Below are 19671 nucleotides of genomic sequence, written 5' to 3' on the forward strand. Positions count from 1 at the left end.
AAAAGTTGATGTTTTAAAATGAAGAAAAAAGAAGGAAAAAATTACTAAAATATAAATTAAAAATTATCTAAATAATACAAATTTATATTTAAATTAAAAATATAATTGACATTTCATACAAAAATATGTTAAGTTACAATTAGCTAAAGTTAACTAAAGTAAAGGTTTTGGAGAAAAAGATGATGAAAAAACGTAAGGTTTCCATGCAAAGTATAGCAGATGAACTGAAAATCAGTAAGGTAACGGTGTCCAAAGCTCTGAATGATAAAGAAGGAGTGGGCGAGGAATTAAAGAATAAGATTAAAGAGGCTGCTGCCAGACAGGGATATATTATGCCGGTTCAAGAGGAAACTGAACGAAAGAAGATTGGCATCATCATGAATGGCCGCTTTATCTCTGAAGGTGGCGGCGGGGCTATTTATATGCGGATGTATGAGAAAATTGTCAGAGAGCTTGGCCGCTATAATTATTCCACCATGATGCTCACACCCAGCCCTGCGACTATTTACGATGATATTTCTATGATGAAGAAGGAGAATCTTTTTAAGGGGATTCTCGTCTTGGGTCTTTTAGATCAAGAGGTACGTGAACAGGTTAAGGAAATTGATATTCCCAAGGTTTACGTGGATATCTATGACCGGACGCACCGTTCAGATTCGGTGGTGTCCGAGAATGTTTACAGCATGTACGACATGACACGGTATCTTATCCGGATGGGTCACAGAAAGATTGGATTTGTGGGAACCATTAATTCCACTACAAGTATTACCGACCGTTATCTTGGCTTTTTGCGGGCTATGCTGGAAAAAAACATGCAGTTAAGAGACGATTGGGTAATTCCCGACCGGAGTCTGGAGGGAAAAGCTGTTGATATAGAGCTGCCAAAAGAGATGCCCACTGCTTTTATCTGTAACTGTGATGAAACAGCCTTCCGGCTGACACGAACTCTGAACAATCATGGATATACAGTGCCGGGTGATATTTCCATAGGCAGTTTCGATGATGATATTTATGCCAAGTTGACGGATCCCCAGCTTACTACCGTAGCAGTGAATGCTTCATTAATTGGAAAAGTATCTGTCAGGCAGATAATTGAAAGAATCGAAAAACCTGATAAGAAGCCCGAGATAAAGCGGATTGAAGGCGAAATCATCTATCGGAATTCAGTGAAAAATCTTAATCTGGACGATGAGGAACGAATTGAAAAGAGGGATAAGGTTGAAAACATTAAATAGTAACACAAAGGCAAAAAAGAGAAAGGCTACTAAAGGTGACTGGGAACTTACCCTGATGGCGGTGCCCACAACCATTTGGTATATTTTGTTTTGCTTTATGCCCATGTTTGGACTTATTATCGCTTTTAAGGATTATAAAATTCAGCCTGGGAAAGGTTTCATCTACAATGTGATCCATAGCGAATGGTCGGGCTTTAAGAATTTTGAGTTTCTGATTAAATCCAATGATTTGTATGTGATATTAAGAAACACGATTGTTTACAATCTGATTTTTATTGTTATGGGCACTGCACTTGCAGTAATACTTGCCATTATGATGAATATGCTCCATAGCAGAAAAAGATCCAAAGTCTATCAGACGCTGATGTTTTTCCCTTATTTTATGTCCTGGGTTGTTGCAGCATATTTTCTGGATGCGTTTTTAAATTATGACAACGGTCTGATTAATAATATGATGCGAGATGTAGGAAAGACGGCAAATCAGTGGTACATGAATAAAAATGTATGGCCATTTATTCTGGTTATTATGTATTTGTGGAAGAGTACAGGATATAACATGGTTATTTATTTGTCCAGTATTTCGGGAATTGACCAGACACTCTATGAAGCGGCGGTGATTGATGGCGCGGGCAAATGGCAGCAGACCAGATATATTACGCTTCCCAGCCTGAAAAATGTAATTATTATGATGTTCATTTTGAATGTTGGCAAGATTTTCTATTCTGATTTCGGACTTTTTTACCAGTTGTCACAGGGGGCTAAAGGCTCGATTTTCAATTCGGTTGCAACCATTGACACCTATGTGTTTAATGCATTGAAGTCAGCAACTCCAATCGGGATGACATCGGCGGCATCCTTCTTCCAGTCGGTGGCATGTTGTATTACCATTCTGGTGGCAAATGCGATTGTGAAAAAGATTGATAACGAAAGTTCAATCATTTAGAAAGGAAAACTGAAATGAGAAAAAGAGCAGTAAAAGATATGGATATGGCCGACAGCTCAACACTTAACCGCATATCACCCGCAATCAACATCAGCTTTAACGTTCTGTTCATTCTGTTTGCGTTGATTTGTATTATCCCGGTTGTTTTTGTGTTTATTATTTCTATCTCATCTGAGCAGTCTATAAAATTGAACGGATACCGCTTCTGGCCTCAAGAGTTTTCGTTGGAATCCTACCTCTTTTTGTGGAAGGAAGGAAAGATGATCATAAGGGCACTGGGCATATCGGCAGCAGTAACGGTGGCAGGAACAGCTTTTGGGGTTATTCTGACCACTCTTATGGGTTATGTTCTGTCAATCCGAAAATTTAAATTTAACTCATTTTTTACCATGGTGGTATTCATTCCAATGATTTTTAATGGGGGTATGATTTCCTCTTATGTAATCAACACCCAGTTTCTGCATTTGAAAAATACACTTTGGTCGCTTATTCTGCCCCTGTGTGTCAGTTCGTTTCATGTAATTATCTGTAAAACATTTTTTAAGCTGAACATTCCGGAATCCATTGTAGAATCCGCCCAGATAGACGGGGCCAGTCATTTCACCATCTTTGCACGGATTGCATTCCCGCTGTCCAAGCCCATTGTTGCCACTATTGCATTGTTTTTGTCTTTCGCCTATTGGAATGACTGGTTTCAGTCTTCCCTGTACATAACAGATACAAAATTATTTTCCATCCAATCTTTACTGGATCATATTCAGAGAAATATGGAGATGATGGCAAAGAACCCTTCGTTAGGTGTGACTTTACAGCAGTATATGAATAACATGCCTAAAGAAGGGGCGAGAATGGCGATGGCGATTATAATTATTGTACCAATTGCCTGCACCTATCCGTTCTTCCAGAGATATTTTATTTCAGGACTTACGGTTGGGGCAGTGAAAGGATAGAATTTATTCAAAAAAAGAAGGGAGAGGTATTATGAAAAAGAAAAAATTATTGGGGCTTTTTACAGTATCGGTTTTGGGGATATCCATGCTGGCCGGATGCGGAGGAAACAATGCGGCAATGAGTAACAAAGAGACAAAAGTAACGGAAGCGAAAGAAGAAACTGCAGCCGATGGCGAGGTGGTAACGATTAAATGGATTCAGGTTGGAAATGGAATGCCGGAAAATTATGACGCCTGGCTTCGACAGATCAATCCTTACCTGGAAGAAAAAATCGGTGTAAATGTTGAGATGGAGATTGTTCCTTGGGGTGACTGGGATAATCGGCGAAGCGTAATCGTCAACTCGGGCGAGAAGTTTGATATTCTTTTTACGGATATGAAACGTTATAATTCGGAGGTAAATACCGGAGCATTTCTGGATATTACTGATTTGCTGAAGGAAAAGACTCCTGAACTGTATCAAATGGTGCCGGAGGATTACTGGAAGGCGACCTCCATCGGCGGCAAGGTTTATGCAGTGCCAACCTACAAAGACAGCTCGTCTTCCCAGTATTTTATCTGGGATAAAGCCATTGCAGATAAATATAAGATTGATTTTGAACATGTAACAGACTACGAGAAGCTGTATGAAGCCTTAAAGGCGGTCAAGACAGGCGAAGGTTCTGCCCCCTATTATATGTCCAAGAACGGAGCGGAATTCCTTGCTACCAACTTTTTCGATCAGATAGGTGCAGGCCTTGTGCCTTTGGGTGTAAAGTACAATGATGAGACCAGGACGGTGGTAAATCCGCTGGAGGATGAAGAGATACTGAAAGACCTGGATATTATCCACAAGATGTACATAGAGGGCATCATCAATGGTGATGCGCCAAATGCGGATGATGCAAACAAATACAGAACATTTTTTACTGCTCAGGGCTGGAGTGGGGCTGCAAAGAACATATGGGGTCCTCAGAATGGTATTGATGACTGTGTGGCAGTAAAATTTGGCGAAACCGTTGTGTCCAATACCACCGTTAGAGGTTCATTAAACGGCATTTCTGCAGGTTGTGAACATCCGGAGAAAGCACTGCAGCTTCTTAATCTTGTGAACACGGATCCAAAGGTAAGAAACTGGTTCTTCTATGGTGTGGAAGGTGAAAACTTTGTCTATGAAGGTGAAAAGATAAACAAACTGAATTCAAATTGGGGCATGGCCGGGTATACTCAGGGAACCTTCTTTATTGTGGGTCAGCTGGTTAGTGATGAATTTAACCAGTGGGATGAGGTAAAGGAATTAAATGCTGACGCGGCTCCTTCGGTTATGCTTGGATTTGATATGGATACCAGTGAGGTAAAAACAGAAATTGCAAATTGTACGGCAGTATATGAGAAGTATAAGGCTGAACTATGGACAGGTGCCAGAGAACCACGTGAATTGGTGAAGACCATGAGGGAGGAGCTGAATAAAGCAGGATATGAAAAGATTCTTGCTACAGCCCAGGCACAGGTTAATGCCGCAAAATAAAGAGATGAAAGGGGCATGTGGAATATGCCCCTTTTGTAAAATAATAAAGCTGAGAGTGAGCGAAGACGCAGGGAGACATTATGTGGTTTATTGATAAACGGATTGAGGTTATTTGCAATCAGCTGAAAGAGCTGGCAATTGTAAAAAAAGAGCCTGTCAAAGAGATTGAATATAAAAAAGGGAGATTTTTCTACCCGGAGGATGCGGATGCAAATGTGCAGCCATGGGAGAAATTTGACCAGCAGAAAATGAAATGGTATGGCCCCGACGCCCATTACTGGTTCAGGGCGAATTATCAGGTGGAAGATGAACAGGAAGGAAAGACTCTTCGGCTGGGGGTAAAAACCCAGGTTGACGAGTGGGATGACGGGAAAAACCCTCAGTTTTTGTTGTTTCTGAATAAAACAGCAATTCAGGGGCTGGATATGAATCACCGGGTTGTTCATCTTATCGATCATGCCATTCGGGGGGATAACTACATCTTTGATTTACAGGCGTATACAGGTACACTTCATTCCGAATTTAACCTGTTTCTTGAGATGCAGCAGGTTGATTTGTTAATTGAACAGTTGTATTTTGATCTTTTAGTTCCGCTGCAGGCGTTTACCCGGATGGACAAGGATGACAAAATACGGCTCGACCTTGAGACGGTTTTAAACAACACCATCAACCTGCTGGATTTAAGGACACCTTATTCCACGGAATTTTATACTTCTGTACACAAGGCAGTCAATTATATTGAACAGGCTCTGTATGTTAAGATGTCTGGTTATCATGATGTAATTGCAAGTTGCATCGGACATACCCATATTGACGTTGCCTGGTGGTGGACGGTGGAGCAGACTAGGGAAAAGGTGGCAAGAAGTTTTTCTACGGTACTTAAATTAATGGACGAATATCCAAACTATAAATTTATGTCCAGCCAGCCTCAGCTTTATGTGTTTTTAAAAGAGCGGTATCCGGATTTGTATGAAAAGGTGAAAGCCAAAGTAAAGGAGGGGCGCTGGGAAGTGGAGGGCGGCATGTGGGTGGAAGCCGACACAAATCTGACCTCCGGCGAATCTCTGGTCCGTCAGTTTCTGTATGGGAAGCGTTTCTTTCGGGAAGAGTTCGGCATAGAATGCCGGGAACTGTGGCTGCCGGATGTGTTTGGGTACTCCGGTTCCCTGCCTCAGATTATGAAGAAGAGCGGTATTGATTATTTTATGACCACAAAGCTTTCCTGGAATCAGGTGGATAAGGTTCCCAATGATACCTTTATGTGGAGAGGAATTGACGGAAGCGAGGTATTTACCCACCTCATTACAACCCTCGGTGTGGGCCAGAGTGAAGACGACTTTTTTACTACCTACAATGGGATTTTGCATCCTGATGCCATTATGGGTGGGTGGAAACGTTATCAAAATAAGGAATTCAACAATGATATTCTGATTTCTTATGGCTACGGAGACGGAGGAGGAGGCCCCACAAGGGAGATGTTAGAAACCTCTAAGCGCATGGAAAAAGGTATCAGAGGAATTCCCAAAGTGGAACAGAAATTTACCAGACAGTACTTTGATGAGCTGTATGAGCGGGTAAAAGATAACTGCCGTTTGGAGACCTGGGAAGGGGAACTTTATTTTGAGTACCACCGGGGAACCTACACCTCCATGGCACGAAATAAGCGGGCTAACCGCAAAAGCGAAGTGATGATGATGGATGCTGAATTTTTCCTGACTTTATGCGCTCTGAAAGGGTGTAACTATCCGTCTGAAGAGCTGGATCAGTTGTGGAAGACAATACTTTTGAATCAGTTCCATGATATTTTACCGGGAACTTCCATTAAGGAAGTGTACGAAGTAACCCGGAAAGAGTATGAGGAAATTAATCACATTGGTGATCAATTGATTCAGCAAAGCCTTGATTCGTTGTGCAGGCAAAAAGGTAAAATAACCGTGTTTAATACGCTGTCCTTTGACCGCAGTGATGTAGTAAGTCTGCCCAAAGAGGTGACAGGAAGCCTTAAGGATGCAGAGGGACATACTTATCCCATTCAGGAAGGAGAAAGTACCAACTTCGTATATCTGGAGCGTCTTAGCTCCAAAGGGTATAACACCTATACGAATGAGCCGGAAAAAAGCGGGGACGTTACCGCTCGGATTTCCGGTGATGGTTCCCGTTTTGAAACGCCATTTTACCGGGTGGAGATGGATCAGGCGGGAATGTTTACCTCCATATATGACAAAGCAGCCGGGCGTGAGCTGGTCCAGGAGGGCAGGTGCGCAAATCAGTTCCGGATGTTTGAAGATAAGCCTATCTATTATGATAACTGGGATATTGACATATTCCATACGGAAAAAAGCTGGATTGCTGATGAGGCGGATAAGTTTGAATGGATGACCAACGGTCCGGTAAGTGCGGTGCTTAAGATAAAGAGAAGAATAAGCAATTCAATGATTGTACAAAAGATCAGCTTTTACAGACATGCAAAGCGTATAGACTTTGATACTTATGTGGACTGGAAGGACAGTCAGTGTCTTCTAAAGGTAGAGTTCTTTCTGGATATTCATTCGGATGAAGCGGCATTTGACATTCAGTTTGGAAACCTGAAGCGCAAGGTGCATCAAAATACCAGCTGGGATAAGGCGCGATTTGAAAGCTGCGGACATAAGTGGGTGGATTTATCAGAAGGCCATTATGGCGTCAGCGTATTAAATGACTGTAAATATGGACATTCGGTAAAGAATGGCTGTGTATCCCTGACGCTGATTAAATCCGGTATTGAGCCGAATAAGACCACCGATCAGGAGGAGCATTTCTTTACCTACTCGCTCTATCCCCATGAGGGAAGCCTTTACGGTGGAGATACCATTAGGGAGGGCTATAAACTGAATTATCCTTCTCACGTTGTACTTGCAGGAGCACCAAAGGAACAGGACAGCTTTTTATGGACAGACCGGAAAAATGTGATTGTGGAAACGGTGAAGATGGCGGAAGATAAAAATGGAATCATCATCCGGCTGTACGAAAGCGAAAACACAAAGACTACGGCAATGCTTACCTTTGGCATGGATAACAGGTTGTTGACGGTGACCGAGTGCAATCTCATGGAGGAACCGGTTGAAGGTGAGGTAGAGAAAACAGAGGCTGGCTTTACCTTTACCATCAAGCCCTTTGAGGTTAAGACATACAGAGTGAATCTGGATAAGTGAGGAAGAAAACATGAACGAATCCTTTCAAAATCAAAGCCTGGCGCCTATAGGGATGGGGAGGCAGTTTAGATGAATAAAATATTATTAAATCAGGGGTGGAGACTGGATTATGAAGGTGAGACATTAAATACGCAGATTCCTGTTTCCCTCTATTACGATTTGCTGAACCATAAGCGTATTGATGATCCCTTTTACCGGGATAATGCAACCCTTCTGACAAGCTTGTCGGAAAAGGATTATATCTATCGGAATGACTTTGCATTTATAGAAGAAATCGACGAGAGAAAGCAGTACTTTTTGAATTTCGACCGGGTTGACACCATTTCTAACGTTTACTTAAATGATATCCATGTAGGATATACCGACAATATGTTCTGTACCTTTGAGTTTCCTGTGAATCACGCACTGAAAAAGGGAACGAACCATCTGCGGGTGGAATTTGAATCCCCCATTCATTATATGAATGAGCAGATTGAAAAAAATGGAAGAATCCCCTGTAACACCGATACTTTGGACGGATTTCCCTACCTGAGAAAATCCAGCTGTATGTCCGGATGGGACTGGGCACCCCGCCTGCCAGACATGGGGATTTATAAGGAAGCTTCTATTGTGGTGGTGGGAAAGGGACGTCTATCCAATGTCCATATCCGCCAGCAGCATATGGATGGGCGGGTTACCTTAAACCTGGTTACCGAGCATGAAATCAATGGAGCGATGACCGGAGATGCAGAAAAGATAGAGACGATAGTACGGATTACCGATCCTGAGGGCAGGTTGAATATCTATGAGAACAGCCCGGAAAGCATAGAAATTGAGAATCCCAGACTTTGGTGGCCCAACGGTCTTGGGGATCAGCCTCTTTATCAGGTGGAGGTTGAGTTTTATATTGGAGGCGACCTTCAGGATGTGTATAGCACACGCATTGGTCTTCGCACCATGACCATGGCGGTTGAGAGGGATGAGTGGGGGGAGAGCTTTGCCCATGAAGTAAATGGAGTTAAGGTTTTTGCCATGGGGGCGGATTATATTCCCGAAGACTGTCTGGTTCCCCGGGTAAACAGGGAGACAACAAAAAAATTGCTGACTCAGTGTATACTAGCCAACTACAATGCAGTCCGGGTATGGGGCGGAGGTTACTATCCGGATGATTACTTTTTTGATCTTTGTGATGAGATGGGATTGATCATTTGGCAGGATGGCATGTTCTGCTGTTCCACCTATCTGCTGACTCCGGAATTTGAGGAGAATATTACAAAAGAATTGGTTCAAAATGTGAGAAGGCTGCGCCATCACGCTTGTCTGGGGCTCTGGAGCGGAAATAATGAGCTGGAAGAGCTGATCCTTGCAGGAGAGTATGGAAGCTTTGAAGAAACTGTGTCTCTGCGCGCAGATTATATTAAGATATTTGAATATATCATTCCCAAAATCATTAAGAGTGAAGATCCGGACACCTTCTACTGGCCTTCAAGCCCTTCCTCAGGAGGCGGTTATGATTTTCCCAATGACCCAAATCGCGGAGATGCACACTACTGGGCGGTATGGCACGGGTTCAAGCCATTTACGGAATACCGCAAACAGATGTTCCGCTATGCTTCGGAATTCGGCTTTGAAGCAATGCCGGCGTATAAGACCATCGAAAGCTTTACCGGCGAGGATGACCGGAATTTATTCTCTTATGTGATGGAGCGCCACCAGAGAAGCAATATGGGCTATGCCAAGATGATGAACTACATGGCTCAGACCTTTTTATATCCAACTGATTTAAAAACATTGGTTTATGCATCCCAGTTAATGCAGGGAGAAGCCATGAAGTATGCGGTGGAACATTGGCGGCGTCACCGGGGACGTTGTATGGGAGCTATTGTATGGCAGTTAAATGATTGCTGGCCAGTGACTTCCTGGTCATCCATTGACTATTTCGGACGCTGGAAAGCGCTTCATTATTATGAGAAAAGGTTTTTTGCTCCGATTATGATTTCCTGTGAAGAGGAGGGGCAGCTTTCCCAGAATCCAAATATTAACACACGTCCTTATCCGTTAGAGAAAAGCTTTCGCTTAAATGTGGCCAATGAGACGATGAGTGAGCAGTTGGTGAAAGTGCGATATTCTCTGCGCAATACCAAATCAGAAATAATTGGAAAAGAAATGATCGTTGAAAGAAAGGTCCCTGCAATGAGCACCATATGGCTGGATAAGGTAGATTGTTCGGAGGTCAGTCTTTATGAGGATCATGTACACTTTGCCTGTGAACAGGACGGAGTGGTGTTTTCTGAGGGAACAGCCATTTTTACCATGCCCAAATTCTACCGCTACGAACAACCGGAGCTTTCATGGCGCATGGAAGGGCCAGACATCATCATTACGGCAGAGGCATATGCCAAATCGGTTGAGATTCTCAATGAGAATGAGGATCTGGTTCTTACAGATAATTATTTTGATATGGAGGCAGGAGAAAAGCGGGTGAGCATTATCAGCGGTTCGCTTAAGGGACTGCGTCTGAGAAGTGTCTTTGATATTCGGTAAAGGATTGCTGCGAATGAGAGGATATAGATTGGGCCTGAGTCAAAGATGATTATTAAAAAGGAAGAGCCGGAAGAGACGCTTTTATAGCGTTTCATCCGGCTCTTCCTTTTAGCTGAAATTGTAAAAGATAAACAGCAGAATCAGATATTAGCAATAAAAGGCATGATACACAATGCACATGGGTATAATACGTTCGTATGCGCCTAAGATCAAACCCAAACGATAGTCTTAAGAAATTATTAATGATTTATCATGGAAAAAATCAAAATAAACCCCATACAAAATGGTAAAATCATACATAACTGACGTTCAGGGAAAGGAATTAAAATCTATGCAGGAAAAAATACTTGTCGTAGATGACGAGCACGAGATTTCAGATTTGGTTGAACTCTATTTACAAAATGAAAATTATTCGGTATTTAAGTTTTATACCGCAAAAGAGGCTCTTGCTTGCATTGAGACCACGGAGCTTGATATTGCTATTTTAGACATCATGCTGCCGGACATGAGCGGTTTTGCACTCTGCCAGAAGATTAGGGAGAAGCATGCCTATCCTATCATCATGCTGACAGCCAAGGACCAGGAGATTGATAAGATTACCGGGCTCACCCTGGGAGCCGATGATTATATTACAAAACCATTTCGTCCGTTGGAGCTGGTAGCGAGGGTAAAGGCACAGCTTCGGCGCTATAAAAAGTATAATTCAGTTCAGGCAAATACATCCGAAGAAAGTATCATCGTGCATTCCGGTTTGCTGCTTAACAGCAGCACCCATGAATGCCTTTTGAATGAAAAACCACTGGACCTTACGCCCACCGAGTTTTACATTCTTCGTATTCTCTTAGAACGTAAAGGAAAAGTGGTCAGCGCGGAAGAACTTTTCCGCGAAATATGGAAAGACGAATATTACACGAAAAGCAATAACACCATTACCGTCCATATCCGCCATTTACGGGAAAAAATGGGGGATACTGTGGAGAATCCGCAATACATTAAGACAATCTGGGGAGTGGGGTATAAAATTGAACTATAATATGCAGGAAGCATCTGGATACAGGAAGTTCAGGCAAAAGATGCTCTGGCAGCTGATTATTATGGCTGTTATATCATTTTCAGTGATTGTAGTCATCTATATGATGGTTTGGAAAGGCAAAGTAGGCAACCTTCTGGTAAAGTTTTTCCAAAGGGGTTTACACATGACGCAAGAAGAAGCGTTTACCACCTATCACTATGTGTTCCGCTATAATTTTGGACTTTTTTTCCTTGGTGCTGCGTTAATCGTATTTTTTTTGTTACTGTTCATTTTTCTCCAGCGGTTCACCCGATATTTTGATATAATCAATCATGGGATTGATGCTCTGGTATCAGAACAGGATGAGTTCATACAACTCGTTCCTGAAATGGCCGCCATTGAGGAGAAGCTGAACACTGTCCGCAAAACTTTGGCTGACCGTGCTTACCGTGCACAGGAAGCAGAACAGAGGAAAAGCGACCTCATCATGTATCTGGCTCATGATATACGGACACCGCTCACTTCTGTGATTGGTTATCTAAGCCTGTTGGACGAGGCCCCGGACATGCCGTTGGAACAAAGGGCAAAATATGTCCATATTACATTGGAGAAAGCATACCGGCTGGAAAACCTGGTAAATGAGTTCTTTGAGATCACCCGCTATAACTCGCAGCAGATCAAGCTTGAAAAACAAGTAGTTGATTTATACTATATGCTGGTTCAAATGGCGGACGAATTTTATCCCATTCTCGCCACTAAGGGAAATACCATTGCGGTCCACGCGGATGAAAACCTGACCGCTTATGGAGATCCCACACAGTTGGCCCGTGTATTCAATAACATTCTGAAAAACGCAGTGGCATACAGCAATCCCCATTCGGAAATCTCCATTTCCGCGGGGGAATGGGATCATCAGGTGGTGATTACGTTTCGAAATCAGGGAACGACGATCCCCGCGGAAGAGTTATCCTCTATTTTCGAGAAATTCTACCGGCTGGACAAAGCCCGCGCTTCCAATACGGGTGGAGCTGGCTTGGGATTGGCCATTGCAAAGGAAATCATAACCATGCACGGAGGAACGATAATGGCGGATAGCAAAGACGGTATTACGGCTTTTACGGTATCTCTTCCGGTTACGAATTAGTAGGATATCAATCGGATCTTAGGCTTTTCTTAGGAATTAAACAACTCCATATTAAAATGCAGGAAGCTCCTGTTTGGTAAGATATTTACCAGCAGGAGCTTCTTGCATCCGATTTATGGAAGGGAGAGAACTTAATATTTATGGTTAATTGCAATGATAATTTTAGCGGCTATGAAAGGAAAAGAGCATTGAAACAACATTCACGCATTAGAAAGAATCATATCATATTGCGGCTGATTACAGTGGCAGCGGTTATCGGACTGCTCTGGTATTGCATCAATGGCTTGAACTTGAAAGGAGTTTCACCCGAACCCATTTTATCCGTTGGGACGGGCAGTTTCAACGTTCGTTCAGCCGACACCGAAAAAAATAATACCGATGAGACTTCGTGGAGCCTGATTTTAGTCAATCGATGGAATGCGATTCCGGAGGATTACGACGTAGATTTGACCGAATTATCGAATGGACAAACTGTTGATACACGGATATACCCAGCACTTCAGAACATGTTTGATGCAGCAAGGGCTGACGGTGTTTATCCCGTAGTCGTTTCAGGATATCGGACGACTGAGAAACAGCAGAGCCTGATGGAAGAAAAAATTGCCGCATATAAAGCGGAAGGATATACCGATTCCCAGGCAAAAACCGAAGCAGAAACATGGGTCGCCATTCCCGGCACAAGCGAACATCAATTGGGAATTGCAGTGGATATCAACGCGGATGGGGTTAAATCAAACGGAAGTGAAGTTTATAAATGGCTGAAACAAAACAGTTGCCGTTATGGATTTATCCTCCGCTATCCGCCGGACAAAACAGAAATCACTGGTGTCAGCAATGAGCCGTGGCACTATCGCTATGTAGGAATTAAGGCTGCCACCCATATGCAAGATCAAAACCTCTGCCTTGAGGAATATTTGAGAGAAAAAGACAGCCGCCTCCCTTAAGACTGGTATGGCACCGTAATTCTCACAGTGTTCTGGAAATATGGAATGGAATCAAAGGTAATGGACGCTGTTCCATAGTAGGCCCGAAGCCTTTGATAAATATTATTTAGTCCCACATGGCGCCTTTTTCCGTCTTCTCTGGGCTGGGAGAAGAGGGAGGCTTCAGCCTTTTCCGTATCGATGCCCCGCCCGTTGTCAATGATCTCGATCACCAGATCACCGTCATGGAACGTGATCAAAATACGGATTTCCGGCAGGGGGATCAGCTCACTGGCCTCTTCCGCCAGTTCAAATCCGTGGAGTATGGAATTTTCGGCCAAGGGCTGGAGGAGGGATTTTAAGATGGAAACGTTTAAAAGTTCGGGAGAGGCCTCATAGGAGAAAACGATTTTCCTGCTGAACCGGTAATTCATGATGTCGATATATGCTTTTACATGGACCAGCTCCTTGGAGAGGAGGATGATCTCATCGCCGTAGTTGAGTCCGATCCGCAGGAAATCCCCTAGGCTGGTGATCATGGAGGAGGCAGTCTGCTTATGGTTGTCAAGCACCTCCATATTGATGCATTCCAGGGTGTTATAAAGAAAATGAGGATTGATCTGTTCGGACAAAAGCTGTATCTTTGAGCGGTATTTGGCCCGTTCGCTCTGCCTTAAGCATTCGAACTGTTCCTTAATGGTGGCATACATGGAGTTAATGGCCATGTTCAGGCGGCCGATCTCATCCTGGTATTTCATTTGGCAGGGCGTATGGTAGGTATCGTTTTCAATTTCCCGGACATTCTTTATCAGGCGGTCAAGGGGCTTGGTAACAAAACGGGACAGCAGTAAGGATAGAAAGGCTGCAAGCGCCAGTCCGACAACCGTCAGGAGGAGCAGGAATACGTTCATTCGGGTAATCCGCTCATAGAGGGAAGCCTTGGGCAGGATACCCACCAGGCTCAAGCCGCAGAATTCAAGAGGCTCCGTGTAAAGACTATATTCTCGGTTGTCATATAGAAAATAAAACCCCGGATCCCGGCTGCTTTCCGCTATGTTTTTTATAACCCGGCTGCTCGATGCAGTTTCATACCAGTGAGAATCAGGAGGAAGGCTTAAAGGCACCCCGTCAGGCCCTGCCACGTATAGCGTGCGGTCAGAATAGGAAGAGGAGGAGAGGGCTAGCCTTCCGGTAAGATTTTTAAAATCCAGCAGTAGTATGAGGTACACGTCAGTTTCCCCTGGATCACTTGAAATGTTTAAGTAGCGGGTGCCCGTGAGCTGGGCTATGGGGATGATGACCGGGACGACAGCGTTGTTTTTCATATAAGGATTTTGGCGGACGGGCAGCCAGGTGATGCCGGTTATGGATGACAAATCCCAGTTAAAGGCGTCAGAAGGAGAATCGCCTTTTTTTAATGTGTTGGAGTAAAGAGAGTAGTATTCCCCGTTTTTTCCGATCACGGCAAAGGAGTCCAAAAGCGGGGTGGAAACGGACAGATAGGACATGGATTCCTGGAGGGCGGCCTTGTTTTTTACCTCATTTTTCCGGTTATTGTTGTGAACATCCGTTACCAGCCTGGAAAAATGAGAGGTAGAGGCGAAATCAATGACATTGGATAGCATGACGCCGTAGGCATCAGATAAAGACTGGCTTCCGATTTGTAAGGAGTCAGCGGTCTGGTTGTAGGTATCCTCCTTATACAGCCGCAGAAAATACCAGCTGCTGAACATTCCGATGAAGGCAGATAAGCATAAGGCTATGATGATCATGCAGAGCCATATTTTCGAGGAGATTTTTAAATTGGCGATGAAATCAGCGGCTTTTTTCATTGTTTTCCCCCTTTTGCTGGCCGGTCTGATATTCTGACGGGGTCAAACCGGTATATTTTTTGAAGGCGCGGTAAAAGGAACGGTAATCATCATAGCCCACCGAGTAGGAAACCTCGCCGATGTTGGCATCTTCTGTGTTTAAAAGGTATTTGGCGTGATCCATCTTGACGTTTAAAACATAGTCCCTAAAGTTGACGCCTGTTTTGGATTTAAAATAGATTGCAAAGTAGGGAGGGCTTAAATTCACGACAGCGGCCACATCCTCAGCCTGGATTCTCCGGTTCATATTCCGGCGTATGAATTCCTTGGCCTGGAAAATGACCCGGTCCCTGCCGGAAGCCTTGTATTTTTCCAGGGCCTGTCCGTATTCCAGAAACAGGGAAACAGACCAGCCCTCGATCTGTGTGAAGGTGGACAGCTCATTGATTTTGGCATAGGGAGGCGTAAGGGTGAGGCTTAGGCCCTGTTCGACCTGCTTCCTCAAGGAGTTTTGCAGGTCAGTCACCAGGAATATGCTCATGCCCCTGATGAAGCTGGGCGGAGGCATGGAAACATAGAGCAGGGAGTGATAGAACGCCTGGCAATAGGAATTAACGGCGGCCCGGTCATTTTTCCATATAGCCTCTAAAAGAGGAGAGGTGTCAATGCTGCTGGTGGATATGGAGGGGGCCTGGCTGCAGATTATGGACTGGTCGAAGATTTCTTTCTTTGTATCATAGAGTTGATAGGACAGAGCGGTGACCGCCATCCCGAAGGAACGGCCGGCGCAGATCAAGTTCGGTTCCAGGGTGCCGATGCCTGCAAGCAGGGCCGCCCCTTCCTTTTTTTTCCAGTCATTGATCACATGTTCAGCGGCCGAAAAGGCAAGGCCTTTCTTTTCACAGTCCGGGAATATGAGAGCTGTTATCTGAAGGGCGCTATTCTCCCATACCTCCCCTTTTAGGGAGGCCGTATGTTCTGCGATGATCTCTTTTAGAAGGCCCAGTGCGTTTACATCAGGGAGCCTGGGCTGCTCCTTTTGGGGCTGCAGGGAAAAAATCAGAATCTGGCATGGGGAGTCTGTCAAGGAAAGGCCGGATCGGGCGATTCCGCTTTCCACGTCAGCGGGATGATGAAATTCATTGTGAATCAGCTGGTTTAAGAAAAGATTTTTGGAGAGCTCTCTTAAGGAGTCCTGCTCCCTGCTCTCCGGGAGCGATGTCTTTCTCCTTTTTTCTTCAATCTCTTTTTTTATATTCTTAAGTTCTTCTTCCAGCTCCTGAAGTTTAAATGGCTTTAGCACATAGGCCCTGGCCCCGTAGCGGATGGCAGTTTGGGCATAGGTGAAGTCGTCGTAGCCGCTTAAAATGACGAAGTCAATATCCATATGGTTCTCCCGGCATTTTTTCATTAAATTCAGACCGTCCAGGACGGGCATGCGGATATCGGTCACAACGATTTCAGGCTTTAAGCTGCGGATGAGCTTCCACGCCTCCATTCCGTTTTTGGCGGATCCCAACACCTCCATGTTCAGATCCATAGAGGTAATGGAAGATTTCAGGCCGTTTCTTATGGAGGCCTCGTCATCAGCGATGACGACGGTGATGGGCTGAAGGATGTTCATGACGGTCTCCTTTCCAGTAAGGTATCTATGAGTGGGTATTTGTATAAATTATATCATTAACGGTATGTATCATCAATGAAATATGTGCGATATCATGGAAAATGCAACATATTTATTAGAATATGTCATTAAAATGTACAGGAAAAAATGATAAATTAATTATATCAATAAAAGTGCTGCTGTGGGAATAAACAGACCTTGGTACAATGCCGGAGGCTTAACAAAATTTCAAGGCGGTGCAGGAAAAGGAGGACTTATGAGAAAAAAGATGGTGAGCATTCTGTTGGCAGGGATGATGGCCGTGAGCCTGGCGGGCTGCGGAGGCGGAGGTAAGGCTCAGGAGAAGACGGAAGAAAAGACAGAAACCAAGGCGGAAGAAAAGACAGAATCCAAGGCAGAGAATACGAAATCGGATGAAAAGACAGTGATTACGGTCTGGACTCAGGACCGCCACGATTCTGAATATGTGGAATCCAAAATTGAGGAATTCAACACCACCAATGACAAGGGAATTGAGATCGTTTTAAACGTGATCACCGATGATTATCCCAACATGATGGCACTGGCCTATTCCTCAGGGACGGCCCCTGACATCGCTGGCGTGGGCGGAGCCACCAGCGGCTTCGATTTAAAAACCTTTGTGGAAGCCGGAATCATCGATCCCCTTAATGATTACATCAAGGATGAGGAATATGAGAAGGTGACCGAAGCAAGCAAGCTCCAGTTCGAGGGCATCAATATGATCAACGGAAATGTATACTGGATTCCCACAGGGATGAGGAGCGGCACCAGGATTGAGTACAATAAAGATCTGGTGGAAAAGGCCGGCTATTCAGAATTCCCCAATACCCTTGACGGCGTAGTAGAGCTGGCTGATAAAATCACGAAGGATGGAAACGGCACCTATTACGGGGTCGGTTTCACTTCCTCAGTTCCTTTCAACCGTTGGCTGGAGGGCACAGCGGAAACCAGCGGAATATTCCGCTATGACTACAAAACGGGAACCTTTAATTTTGATGGATATAAGCCCATCATTGAAACTGCCCATAAGTTCTTTGAAAACGGAAGCGTTTTTCCGGGTTCCACCTCTCAGGGTGTGGATGCCATGAGGGCCCAGTTCGTAGAAGGCGTGTTCGGCATTTGGGGAAATGCCTCTCAGGAGGCGGGCGTGTTCACCTCCCAGTTCCCCATCGACAAGTTTGACTGGGGCGTGGCCGAGGTCCCGTCCTTAGACGGAACCAGAAAGGGAGCCCAGTCTATTCAGCCACAGAAGGGCTATATGATGTTCTCATCCAGCAAAAACAAGGATAAGGCTTGGGAGGTTATCAAGTATTTCAGCAGCGAGGAATTTTTAAAGGGCTATCTGGAGGCAGGGCTTTACCTCCCCATTTCCAGCTACATGGATGGAGTCATCGACAAAACCAAGACCGGACGTCTGGCTGATTTCAAGCTGACCGATTATGAGAGCGTTTACCCTGCTGTGCCGGCTATTTCCCTGGAGGGCGATGACTACGGAACCGTGATCTGGAGAGCCATCATGGGAGATGTGAGCGCTGATGATGCGATCACTGATTTAAACAAGCGTTACAATGAAGCCCTGGAAAATGACATCAAGCTGGGTAAGCTGAAACGGGTTGTCATTCAGGACTTTGATCCACTCCACCCAGGCGAGGGAACCATTGAATACACCGAATAATCTGATAGGCAAATTGTGACGCGGGGCTGTGGCACTGAGCGCATATTCATAGATTTTATATGAGAATCGTGGTTGATGATCGCTGGATCAGCCGGCTTTCTAAAAAATGTGAATATGTGCGCTCAGCGCAGCAGCCCCTTTGAATTGGATGAAAGGTCCAAAAACGCGCAAAGAATGGAGAAAATCATGAAAGAGAAACTCTTAAACGTATCGGAAAGGGCTAAAAAGGCGGGGAGCCGGGGGGATTTTGCTGCGTTCTTCATGCTGCTGCCCTCCCTGTTCCTGCTGGTGACCATGTCGGTCTATCCCTTTTTCTGGCTCTTCCGCTATGTGTGCTATGATTACAACGGCTTTAATGCTTATTTCACGGGCAGCAGGAACTTCGTCCGGATGCTAGGGGATACCACTTTCTGGCGGAGTGTGGTCCATACTTTTGAGTACGCGGGTTTAAAGCTGGTATTCATCGTTCCCCTATCCCTGCTCCTGGCGGTTCTGCTGAACCAGAAGCTTACGGGAACCGGTATTTTCAGGGGAATTTATTTTATGCCTACCGTCATCAGCGCCGCTATTTACAGTCTGATCTTTGGCTTCATCTTTGCAGTCTACAACGGTGTGCTGAACGCCTCCCTGCAGAAACTGGGGATTATAGGAGCCCCAATTGACTGGTTGGGGAACGCCAGTATCGTCATGCTCTCCATTGTGATTGTGGCGGTATGGGGCGGCTTTGGAAACTATATGATCCTGTTCATTTCCGGAATGACCAGCATCCCGGAGGAAGTCTATGAGAGCAGCAAGATAGACGGGGCAAACGGCATACAGACCTTTTTTAGAATCACCCTGCCCATGCTGAGCCCTGTGCTCAAGGTGATCCTGATGCTGGCGATTACCAACGCCTTCAAGGATTACCAGTCCATCCTGGTTCTGACCGATGGAGGCCCCAACAACCGGTCCCACGTTATGTTTTCCTATATTTACAAGCTGATATTCAGCTCCAGTACCACTCCTCAGATTGGATACGCCACCATGCTGAGCATCGTGGCGGCACTGATTATCGGGATCGTAACCGCTGTTTACATGTTCGTTGCCAGGAAGCTGGATGATGTTATTTAAGG

The 19671-nt window shown here is 44.7% G+C and carries 13 protein-coding genes; 11 read left to right on the forward strand and 2 right to left on the reverse strand.

Annotated elements, in window-relative coordinates:
• Positions 1-179: 179 nt before the first annotated feature.
• The 9 genes from BMW45_RS17545 to BMW45_RS17585 all read left to right on the forward strand — a co-directional run bounded on the left by BMW45_RS17545 (position 180) and on the right by BMW45_RS17585 (position 13449).
• Positions 180-1235, forward strand: a complete 1056-nt coding sequence (locus BMW45_RS17545; protein ID WP_092246986.1) for a LacI family DNA-binding transcriptional regulator — start codon at positions 180-182, stop codon at positions 1233-1235.
• 55 nt (positions 1236-1290) lie between these two features.
• A complete protein-coding gene (locus BMW45_RS17550; RefSeq protein WP_242883278.1) occupies positions 1291-2178 on the forward strand; it encodes an ABC transporter permease in 888 nt (295 codons plus the stop codon).
• Between the two features lie 14 nt (positions 2179-2192).
• A complete protein-coding gene (locus BMW45_RS17555; RefSeq protein ID WP_092246991.1) occupies positions 2193-3128 on the forward strand; it encodes a carbohydrate ABC transporter permease in 936 nt (311 codons plus the stop codon).
• Positions 3129-3159: 31 nt separating this feature from the next.
• Entirely contained in the window at positions 3160-4635 is a 1476-nt protein-coding gene (locus BMW45_RS17560; protein ID WP_092246994.1) for an ABC transporter substrate-binding protein, read from the forward strand.
• 80 nt (positions 4636-4715) lie between these two features.
• Positions 4716-7826, forward strand: a complete 3111-nt coding sequence (locus tag BMW45_RS17565) for an alpha-mannosidase (protein WP_092246997.1) — start codon at positions 4716-4718, stop codon at positions 7824-7826.
• A 69-nt stretch (positions 7827-7895) separates the two neighbouring features.
• Complete coding sequence (locus BMW45_RS17570) at positions 7896-10349, forward strand: glycoside hydrolase family 2 protein (RefSeq protein ID WP_092247000.1); 2454 nt, start codon at positions 7896-7898, stop codon at positions 10347-10349.
• 331 nt (positions 10350-10680) lie between these two features.
• On the forward strand, positions 10681-11382 hold the full coding sequence (gene vanR, locus BMW45_RS17575) for a VanR-ABDEGLN family response regulator transcription factor (RefSeq protein WP_092247004.1): 702 nt from the start codon (positions 10681-10683) through the stop codon (positions 11380-11382).
• Between the two features lies 1 nt (position 11383).
• Positions 11384-12505, forward strand: coding sequence for a sensor histidine kinase (locus tag BMW45_RS17580; protein ID WP_166433487.1), 1122 nt, complete (start codon positions 11384-11386; stop codon positions 12503-12505).
• A gap of 140 nt (positions 12506-12645) precedes the next feature.
• The gene (locus BMW45_RS17585; protein ID WP_092247008.1) at positions 12646-13449 is read left to right on the forward strand and encodes a M15 family metallopeptidase; all 804 of its coding nucleotides are present in this window, start codon (positions 12646-12648) and stop codon (positions 13447-13449) included.
• On the opposite strand, the gene BMW45_RS17590 is transcribed toward BMW45_RS17585, so the two are convergent.
• Positions 13446-15260 (reverse strand): sensor histidine kinase, encoded by a 1815-nt coding sequence (locus BMW45_RS17590; protein WP_092247009.1) that lies wholly within the window; start codon positions 15258-15260, stop codon positions 13446-13448. The two genes, BMW45_RS17585 and BMW45_RS17590, sit on opposite strands and share 4 nt — an antisense overlap.
• The gene (locus tag BMW45_RS17595) at positions 15244-16863 is read right to left on the reverse strand and encodes a response regulator (RefSeq protein ID WP_092247010.1); all 1620 of its coding nucleotides are present in this window, start codon (positions 16861-16863) and stop codon (positions 15244-15246) included. The genes BMW45_RS17590 and BMW45_RS17595 overlap by 17 nt, the downstream gene beginning before the upstream one ends.
• Before the next feature lie 256 nt (positions 16864-17119).
• Between BMW45_RS17595 and BMW45_RS17600 the strand changes: the two genes are divergently transcribed.
• On the forward strand, positions 17120-18559 hold the full coding sequence (locus BMW45_RS17600) for an ABC transporter substrate-binding protein (protein ID WP_092247011.1): 1440 nt from the start codon (positions 17120-17122) through the stop codon (positions 18557-18559).
• Between the two features lie 186 nt (positions 18560-18745).
• On the forward strand, positions 18746-19669 hold the full coding sequence (locus BMW45_RS17605; RefSeq protein ID WP_092251107.1) for a carbohydrate ABC transporter permease: 924 nt from the start codon (positions 18746-18748) through the stop codon (positions 19667-19669).
• The last annotated feature ends 2 nt before the right edge of the window (positions 19670-19671 follow it).

It is taken from the genome of Lacrimispora sphenoides (assembly GCF_900105215.1).
Lineage (GTDB): Bacteria > Bacillota > Clostridia > Lachnospirales > Lachnospiraceae > Lacrimispora > Lacrimispora sphenoides_A.

Bases quoted from the DNA above. Each gene is read 5' to 3' on its own strand.
- BMW45_RS17545 (WP_092246986.1), top strand. From the start codon at position 180: ATGATGAAAAAACGTAAGGTTTCCATGCAAAGTATAGCAGATGAACTG.
- BMW45_RS17550 (WP_242883278.1), top strand. From the start codon at position 1,291: ATGGCGGTGCCCACAACCATTTGGTATATTTTGTTTTGCTTTATGCCC.
- BMW45_RS17555 (WP_092246991.1), top strand. From the start codon at position 2,193: ATGAGAAAAAGAGCAGTAAAAGATATGGATATGGCCGACAGCTCAACA.
- BMW45_RS17560 (WP_092246994.1), top strand. From the start codon at position 3,160: ATGAAAAAGAAAAAATTATTGGGGCTTTTTACAGTATCGGTTTTGGGG.
- BMW45_RS17565 (WP_092246997.1), top strand. From the start codon at position 4,716: ATGTGGTTTATTGATAAACGGATTGAGGTTATTTGCAATCAGCTGAAA.
- BMW45_RS17570 (WP_092247000.1), top strand. From the start codon at position 7,896: ATGAATAAAATATTATTAAATCAGGGGTGGAGACTGGATTATGAAGGT.
- vanR (WP_092247004.1), top strand. From the start codon at position 10,681: ATGCAGGAAAAAATACTTGTCGTAGATGACGAGCACGAGATTTCAGAT.
- BMW45_RS17580 (WP_166433487.1), top strand. From the start codon at position 11,384: ATGCAGGAAGCATCTGGATACAGGAAGTTCAGGCAAAAGATGCTCTGG.
- BMW45_RS17585 (WP_092247008.1), top strand. From the start codon at position 12,646: ATGGTTAATTGCAATGATAATTTTAGCGGCTATGAAAGGAAAAGAGCA.
- BMW45_RS17590 (WP_092247009.1), bottom strand. From the start codon at position 15,260: ATGAAAAAAGCCGCTGATTTCATCGCCAATTTAAAAATCTCCTCGAAA.
- BMW45_RS17595 (WP_092247010.1), bottom strand. From the start codon at position 16,863: ATGAACATCCTTCAGCCCATCACCGTCGTCATCGCTGATGACGAGGCC.
- BMW45_RS17600 (WP_092247011.1), top strand. From the start codon at position 17,120: ATGAGAAAAAAGATGGTGAGCATTCTGTTGGCAGGGATGATGGCCGTG.
- BMW45_RS17605 (WP_092251107.1), top strand. From the start codon at position 18,746: ATGAAAGAGAAACTCTTAAACGTATCGGAAAGGGCTAAAAAGGCGGGG.